Origin of the sequence: Parapedobacter lycopersici, from assembly GCF_040395035.1 — a bacterium.
In the GTDB taxonomy this organism is placed as follows: Bacteria; Bacteroidota; Bacteroidia; order Sphingobacteriales; family Sphingobacteriaceae; genus Parapedobacter; species Parapedobacter lycopersici_A.
The window spans coordinates 1-8,207 of sequence record NZ_JBEBRB010000096.1 but is presented as its reverse complement, the minus strand read 5'-3'; the positions used below and the strand labels follow the sequence as shown (position 1 = coordinate 8,207).

At 44.5% G+C, this 8,207-nt stretch carries 9 protein-coding genes; 2 read left to right on the top strand and 7 right to left on the bottom strand.

Going from position 1 to position 8,207, the window contains the following annotated elements:
* Positions 1–282 precede the first annotated feature (282 nt).
* The 4 genes from ABWO75_RS12830 to ABWO75_RS12815 form a co-directional block, all read right to left on the bottom strand.
* A complete protein-coding gene (locus ABWO75_RS12830) occupies positions 283–678 on the bottom strand; it encodes a response regulator (RefSeq protein ID WP_353186144.1) in 396 nt (131 codons plus the stop codon).
* A 66-nt stretch (positions 679–744) separates the two neighbouring features.
* The gene (locus ABWO75_RS12825) at positions 745–1,833 is read right to left on the bottom strand and encodes a hybrid sensor histidine kinase/response regulator (protein ID WP_353186142.1); all 1,089 of its coding nucleotides are present in this window, start codon (positions 1,831–1,833) and stop codon (positions 745–747) included.
* A gap of 377 nt (positions 1,834–2,210) precedes the next feature.
* On the bottom strand, positions 2,211–3,332 hold the full coding sequence (locus tag ABWO75_RS12820; RefSeq protein ID WP_353186140.1) for a helix-turn-helix domain-containing protein: 1,122 nt from the start codon (positions 3,330–3,332) through the stop codon (positions 2,211–2,213).
* A gap of 15 nt (positions 3,333–3,347) precedes the next feature.
* Positions 3,348–4,031 (bottom strand): helix-turn-helix domain-containing protein, encoded by a 684-nt coding sequence (locus tag ABWO75_RS12815; protein ID WP_353186138.1) that lies wholly within the window; start codon positions 4,029–4,031, stop codon positions 3,348–3,350.
* A gap of 692 nt (positions 4,032–4,723) precedes the next feature.
* Here ABWO75_RS12815 and ABWO75_RS12810 point away from each other — a divergent pair.
* Positions 4,724–5,362, top strand: coding sequence for a hypothetical protein (locus tag ABWO75_RS12810; protein WP_353186136.1), 639 nt, complete (start codon positions 4,724–4,726; stop codon positions 5,360–5,362).
* A 22-nt stretch (positions 5,363–5,384) separates the two neighbouring features.
* On the opposite strand, the gene ABWO75_RS12805 is transcribed toward ABWO75_RS12810, so the two are convergent.
* Complete coding sequence (locus ABWO75_RS12805; protein WP_353186134.1) at positions 5,385–6,050, bottom strand: hypothetical protein; 666 nt, start codon at positions 6,048–6,050, stop codon at positions 5,385–5,387.
* A 76-nt stretch (positions 6,051–6,126) separates the two neighbouring features.
* Positions 6,127–7,650 (bottom strand): carbon-nitrogen hydrolase family protein, encoded by a 1,524-nt coding sequence (locus ABWO75_RS12800; protein ID WP_353186132.1) that lies wholly within the window; start codon positions 7,648–7,650, stop codon positions 6,127–6,129.
* A gap of 79 nt (positions 7,651–7,729) precedes the next feature.
* Between ABWO75_RS12800 and ABWO75_RS12795 the strand changes: the two genes are divergently transcribed.
* Positions 7,730–7,888, top strand: coding sequence for a hypothetical protein (locus ABWO75_RS12795; protein WP_257656804.1), 159 nt, complete (start codon positions 7,730–7,732; stop codon positions 7,886–7,888).
* 5 nt (positions 7,889–7,893) lie between these two features.
* On the opposite strand, the gene ABWO75_RS12790 is transcribed toward ABWO75_RS12795, so the two are convergent.
* Positions 7,894–8,202, bottom strand: a complete 309-nt coding sequence (locus ABWO75_RS12790; protein ID WP_257656805.1) for a DUF3467 domain-containing protein — start codon at positions 8,200–8,202, stop codon at positions 7,894–7,896.
* Positions 8,203–8,207: the final 5 nt, after the last annotated feature.

The following is an 8,207-nucleotide window of genomic DNA, read 5'->3' as shown; positions in this document are numbered from 1 at the left end:
ACTCCTTAGAAAAGATAAGCTTTAAAAGTTGGAGGATAGCCGGTTCATCATCTACGACGAGTATCTGTTTCTTCATATAGATTCTTTAGTTGATTATACTTGCTGAATTTAATGGTCGTGTACCCCGCCTAAAAACGGAGCAAATTTCGTCAATCTAATTTAGATACTTCATACGGAACAACAATTGAACAGCAATTGTTTGTATTCCCCAACAAACTGAAACGATTTGTTTATGCTCACAGCCATCAAGAACAACTCCCCGTTTGTTCAGCAGCCCGATGCTTATATCGTTTCCAACAGCGCCCGATCCAATTTATCAATGGTAATCGGCTTTTCGATCACCGTAGCAACTACATCGTAATCAGCCAACCGTTTCAATGTAAATGGGCTGTTTGACAACGACAAGACAAATATTTTGAAACGCTCCTGACGCTCAACCGGTAATAACAGGAAATTATCCAAAAAATCAAAACCATCCATCACAGGCATCATAATATCCAGCGTAATAACGGTTAATAATGGAAGCTGGTCAATCGGTGTATTTTTTATATATTCCAAAGCCCCTATCACATCGTTAAATACGATTACATCCGAGCCCCTCCCACTAAAACCGATAACTTTCTTAACGATCAGGCAGTCTAAAGCGCTGTCGTCAATTACAAGAAACGGTAATGCCATATGTTTTTACAAATTAAACATGTAAAGGTAATTCTAATTTGATGAATGTTAACTTTTTTTATTAACTTATTTTGTTGGAAGAAAGACCGTAAATGTTGAGCCGACAAGATGCGTCGATTCAACGGTGATATCCCCGCCTAATTTACTTAACAGACTCTTCACATTGTATAAACCCAGGCCGCTTCCCGGCTCCTGCAAAGAAGCCCTAAAAAAAAGATTGAATATATCCTTCAGGTAGTGCTCCTGGATTCCGATCCCATTGTCTTTAACTACGAAAACCGCAGTGCCTTTCTGTACTGACATACTGACATTTACCATCCGTTCCGCCGCATCTGCGCGTTGGTATTTAAAGGCATTTGAGATCAGATTGGTCAGAATAAGCTTGATTGCCGTTTCGTCATTTCTAAATGATCCTGTTTCGTCAATATCCACGGTAAATCGTATATTTTTTGAACTTACCGTAGCGTCATACATATCAATCAGTTCCTGGCGCAGCGTGTTAAAATCGATATCCACGATCAAAAATTCTCCCCGCCGGACACTGTAATAATCGTGTACGTTCTGGATATAGCGATCCAGCCGCTCCGCCGAATGGCCAATAATCGTTAAAATAGCATCGATCTCCGCCTCATCGTCAATATCCTTGGCCAGCTGCGTAGCCGACATAATACCGGCGAGCGGCCCTCGGATATCGTGACTGACACTGTGAGCAAACTTATCCAGTTCAGTATATGCTTTCTCCAATTCTTTATTCTTTTCTGCCAATAACCAGGAAGCCAAATAAAATTGGTTGGCCTCAGCAATAATCCGGAGCAGTGTATCCGTTTTCCACGGCTTTTTCATATACCGGAAAACATTACCCCGGTTTATTGCATCCTCCACAACGCTCAGTTTGCTGGCATAGCCAGTCACCAAAATCCGCACGGCTTGGGGGTATATTTCCCGCAACAGTTCAAAAAAAGCAATTCCGGATGTCTCCGGCATATGCTGGTCAGAGAACACTATCCGGATGTCGTCATGTTTTGTAAGAATTTCACGCGCGTGTGCTACACTCTTCGCCAGATACACTTTATACAATTTACGTAAACTGGCCTTAAAACCGATTAAGTTATTAAGATCGTCATCAACATAAAGTATTTTGACATCATCTACCATAATTCAATGAAATAGAAATCATAATATTGGCACCACATAAATGAACCTTTTCATATGGATAGTATCTGTGTGTCAAAAATCCGACTTATACTGAACAAATATGTCTCATAACGCAACCAATAAGTCCATCCCAGCAAATTGATATATCAAAAACAGCAAAATCCTGCAAACTACCGCTTAAACTATCCGGTTAAAATTACCTATCTTCCAATTCGTTTATTAAATTAGGATATTGACACTGCAGCGCAGCCAATCGACATCCGGCTCCTATTGAATCTACGCGTTCCAAGACCAAAGAAACACGATGTTTTGGGCAATCACCAAATAAAGAACACCGGTCGCTATTCAAAAAGTTAGGTATGGCAGCACAAAGCCGGTCATGTTGTATGACCCTTCCGGTATGCAGAAGGATTAACGCCGGTAAGTTGCTTAAAATGGCGGTTAAACGAGACTTTGGAGTTGAATCCGCATTCATACGCGAGAGCCTCGATATTAAGTTTTTCTTCAGATTCATTAATCAAAGCCACTGCATAATTGATTCTTAATTCTCCTATCATGGTTGCAAACCCTTTTCCAAACCGCAGACTGAACACCTGAGACAGGTGATGCTTGGGTATGCCCGTCATCGTTGATAGTTTCCCCAAATTGAACTGCGGATCGAGGAATAATTGTTCTTCAATCATGATTGCACGGACCCGTTCCTCATAAACAGCAAGCCTGTCCGGCGTTACAGCAGACTTTTGGTAAATGGCGACTTCGGGTTTCTCCTCAGGTGACTCCAGGTTTTCCAAATGGACAGCTCCCGGATTCACCCGTGTATATGGATCAACGTATTTAATCACAACCAGCTTATGCCAGAACAATAAAGTCACATAAGCCAGCATGATCCCGCATGTCATCAGTTCGGGAAAACCGGGCGCATCAAACCCAATATTTGGAAGCGCGCGGCTCAGGGCTAGAAATAGAAGACTCAGTAACACCAGCAATGATACGGAAACGTTCAGCAACTGGGCAATTGAGGGCCCGCGTGCGTGCCGTGGCGAAGACCAGATCATTAAACTATATCCAATAAAAGAAATAATAATCAGCCGAAACAACCAGGTCCGATATGATCCGAATACAACGCTGTTTTCCGGCACATTGGCCGCAATTAAGCCCACATAAGCGATTGTAAATAAGACGGCGGGGAAACAGTGCAGAAAAACGTAAAGCGGTTTCAGGCTCCGGCTGAGAATAGCCGATTTAAAGCAGAAAAACAGCAGTACCGGATACATGAGCCCATAAGGTGCAGCCCAGCTAAGTCCCTGCCATTCAGGAAAGAATGTTCTGCATATCAACACATGAAATGCATGTATAACGAGCAGCCAAACATTCAGGGTCAGCATTTTCTCATATGCCGGTAAGAATGCCTTTGCACGTAAACAGGCTAACGTAAGTGTACCGATCAAAATAACGGACACTAACAGCCAAGAGGTAAATAGGTTAATTAAGTCGAGCATAACTGAGGCTACATCTTACTCATTTCCCCGTTGTCTTTGGTATTCAGATGGCATGCACCCTTTATAATTCTTGAAGTAGCGGTAAAAAGAGGTCTTGCAGCCAAAACCCGATGTATAAGCAATCCACTCTATTGTATACCGCTTCCCTTTATCACTTTCCATCAATTTAGCGGCGTGGTCAATCCGGTATTCCGAAAGAAGTTGATAAAAACTCTTACCTATTTCCTCGTTTAATAGCTTGCTGCACACGTACTTCGGTATCCCAACCTCATCTGCCACCATATCCAGGGATAAATCCGGTTTCAGAAAGAGCTGTTCCTTCCTGATGTATTCGCAGATCCGCTCCGCTTCCAGCCTTTTCTCTCTAGGAGCATGAACGGTTTGCTGCAAGTCGACACAGGTTTCGATAATAGGTCCGATCAACTCATGAAAATCCTGTTTCAGGACCCGCTTCACAAACAGGTAATGGGCAATCACCGCCAACCCGAAACACAGTATACCATAAGCGACAAGCCGCTCCCATTGCCAATCAAGTCCAATTAACTGATTTACTGCAAAAACCGCAAGCGGAAAAACAGCGCCCAGACACAGGAATATCAACATATCCAATAATCGGTCACTGAGTTTGTAGAATTCAAACTGTTGGTTTATTCGCCGGACCAGCAGGTCTATCGCATAACGCAAAAGCGATAACGGCATTAAAAATAAGTACGCGGTATAATAGTACCTGCTAAGTATCCCGGAGACTTCGCTAAAAAAAAGTTCTGTTGCACATAGTACGATATAGAACAGCGAAAAAAAGTAAAAAGGAAAAAAATGCACTTGATTAATAACCCGTTGTGCCGTTTCTTTTTCAGTCTGGCTAAAATAAGCAGCCATGACCAGTGGCCCGTATAACAGGCCCACCGGGACCCCGATGTTTAACACAATGCAAATGCCATGGAATACTACGGCATACAACAGCATAAAAACAACCCGGTTAAAGGATGTAATTGTTCGCCTTTCAGCCCAGAGCATGCTCAATATGAAAAATTGACAAACTAACGCAATCCAAGAATTTGATAGGATACCCATGACTTAGAAATTCTAACCTATGTTACCGTATTTTATTGCAAATTATTGGGATATATACTACAAAAGTATACATACTTTAAATCGAAAGCAAATTAAAAAAAATGAACAAAATGACCTACTTTGGTTAAAAAACTATTTTATTTTCCTGATTCCCCTCTGTTTAGCCTGAATCGACACTGTATTTCCATCCTGTAAACCCCATATTTTCGCCATCAAAGCCCAGAATAGAAAAAAGCTTAAACTGATTCGATAATTCTGGAAGTAATGATCATTCCTCGATTTTTCGTAGTTTCGCTACAATCATTAAGCTGATTATCATGAAAACGATTTTATTATCATTTGCATTTATCGCGTTGTTTGCGGGCTGCCAACAGAAGCAACAACAGGACCAGAAAGAAACAGCCGTTGATCCCCATGCGATTACCTGTGAAAGCATCGGGCCAGTCAAATTAAGTTACACCTATGCCGATCTTGAAACGCAGATCGGACGCAAAAACATGGAAGATGACACGCTAACCGTAGATGGAAAATCGGTGCAGGTGACACGTGTTTTCCCCAATGATACAAAAGAAATCAAGGTTTATTGGGCCGAAAGCCAGCCACCTTACGCCACCATCACCAAGCTGGCAATCAGTAACAGTTTCGGGCCATACCAAACAGCCGAAGGGCTACATGTCGGGTCTACGTTGGAAGACCTACGAAAGCTGAACAATTTTATGCCGGTGTCAATGACCAATTTCTACAACAGCCTCGACGGTTTCGCCACCATTACCGGATTCAATGGCGGTGACCTGGAATTGAACTATCCCTGTCTTAGCGGACGGCTGGACATCGTGAAACAACGCGGGGTGGATGTGCGGATGCTTGACGAAATACAGGATAACGAAACCCTGCTTTCTTCCCATAAACTATTTAATTCGCTGGACGTAGCCGTTGTAGAATTAAGCATTCAGTAGCTTCCGCGCTGTAGCAGCGGGATCATTTTGACCCGTCTATCCCAATTACCTGGGCAACCTTATCCTTAAGCACGGTGATATCGGTCTTGAGCCCGCCAAACAGCGAAAGCACATGAACCTGCCGGTCTTGCATTCGTCTGAAGGGATGCAGCCATCCAGCCTCGAGGAACAGAAAGAATCCACCCAGCTTATAATCCGCCCCTAGTCCGCCCCGCAGGCTCGGCGTTACGTAGAAAACGGTATTGATCTTTACGGTGGCCGGTTCCGATACGACCGCGGCCCGGGGTTCGGACATCAGCCCTATTCCCGGGCCGGCGTATGCATAGAGATTCAGTTTTTCCACTTGTTTCCGGATACCGCCTGCAAGATTCAGGATATAAATATTTCCCCGGCCCTTTTCCAGCGAATAAGGATATGCCGGGTCATTTTCCCGTTGATTGTATTCAAACGTTAGAAAATCAACAGTGGGGTAAACAAAGTAATGCCTGTTGGCAAGCGAAATGTCCAGTCCCAGACTATTAGAAAACTTCGGACGCAGGATATCGGTGGTTTCGCCCAGCGAAAATCCCCAACCCAGTCCGCTTACCGCGTATATTTTACGGTGATGCAGGGTATCGGTATCGGTTTGGGCAACAGCATACCGTGCTACACCTAACAACCATAAAAGAAGTAGTCCGTTTTTCCACATAAAGGTTTATTCGTGAAGGGTTAATGCATAGATTGTACTAAAAACAGCGGGGGCGTCAAAATGTTTGTTCCAGCAATTAACCATTACCTTTCAATAGCCGCAATTGGTACAGGTCATTACGCCGGTCTTTCATATTTTTCACGGTCCCGTACTCGTGCAGTTCGCGCAACAGATACAGGTCCACATCCGCCAGCAGTACCATCTCCGTATTGGGTGTGGCTTCCGCTTTGATGGCATCGTTGGGAAATGCAAAATCCGAAGGTGTAAACACCGCCGACTGCGCATACTGGATATCCATATTATTAACTTTCGGTAGATTACCCACCGCACCTGCGATCGCTACATAACATTCGTTTTCAATGGCGCGTGCCTGTGCACAATGGCGCACCCGGATATAGCCGTTAGGCGTATCCGTAAGGAAAGGAACAATCAGCAGCTGCATACCCTGGTCGGCCAGTATCCGGCTCAGTTCGGGGAATTCCACATCATAACAGATCAGGAGCCCCACCTTGCCACAGTCAGTATCAAATACCTGCACGGAATTACCGCCATTCATGCCGTAATACTTTACCTCATTGGGCGTAATGTGTATTTTCCGGTATTCATCCGTTTTGCCATTGCGATGGCATAGGTAAGACACATTGAACAGCTTATTATCATCATCGACCAGCGGCATGGTACCGGCAACGATGTTTACATTATAGCTGACAGCCAGCTGCTGTACTTTCTCCTTGATCTCATCTGTATAACCGGCTAGTTTACGCATTGCTTCGGTTTCGGGCAGATCGTTATAAGCGCTCATCAGCGGTGTGTTGAAAAACTCGGGAAATACGGCAAAATCAGCACCGTAGCCACTGACCGCATCCACAAAAAACTCCACTTGGTCATAAAATGCATCGATCGAACCGAACAGTCGCATCTGCCACTGCACAAGCCCCAGCCGGATCGTACGCTGCGCGGGTGAAATAGATCTCGATGCCGGCTCGTAATAAATGTTGTTCCATTCCAGCAAGGTGGCAAACTCCCTTGATTCTGCATCGCCGGGAAGGTAGTTTTTGAGTATCTTCTTTACGTGGAAATCATTGGCCAGTTGAAACCGCAGCGTAGGATCGTATATCTCGTTGCTCTTCACTTTTTCGATATACTGCCTGGGCGATAGCTCATCGGCATATTCGTGGTAGTTGGGAATCCGTCCGCCGGCGATAATGCCCCGCAGGTTCATCTGTTCGCAAAGCTCTTTCCGTGCATCGTACAGCCGCCGCCCAAGACGAAGCTGTCGGAAATCCGGGTGCACAAAGACTTCTATGCCATATAATACATCACCTTCTGCATCATGCCGGGTAAATTTCCCGTAATCGATAATTTCGTAATAAGACTCGTTACTGTCCGTTTTGGTAGCATCCACAATGATCGACAGTGCACAGGCCACCACCCTTCCGTCTACCTCGACACAAAGCTGTCCCTCCGGAAACAGGTCAATCAGGTCCGTGATGTTCTTTCTCGACCAGATTCCCACCGGAGAGCCTTCATAAGCCTCTTTCATCGAGGCTTTCAAGTCGTTATAATCCTGCTTGCTGAGTAACCGTACTGCGATATCCATTTTTATCCTGTTAATGTGACATCTACACATCTATCTAAAACAAAAGAAGCCTTTAGATGGTTTACTTCAATAAAACATCATGAGAAGCTTCCTATTCATCTTAGCCTTTATCTTGTTGGCCGTTTGGGGTATCGGTATTTTTTGGTATGCCCTTAAGGGCCTGTTCAATATCCTGATCTTCTTTGCTGCAGTGGCATTTATCATGGCCTTGTTCAGCGGGCGCAAAAGAACGGATTAAAGCCATCAGGCCTGCGCCGTCGGTCCGCCGAAATTCATGGGAAACGGAGGCTCATCATGCGCGTCAATGGTGCCGTTTGCCGCTTCAAATTTGGCAACGTTATCTTCCAATGCACGCAGCAGGCGTTTGGCGTGTTCCGGTGTAAGAATAATCCGCGACTTAACCTTCGCCTTAGGCACTCCGGGCATTACCCGGATAAAATCCATCACAAACTCCGTATTGGAATGCGTGATGATCGCCAAGTTGGAGTAGATGCCTTCTGCTACCTCTTCCGTTAATTCAATATTCAGCTGGTTTTCTTTCTTTTCTGTCATTATAC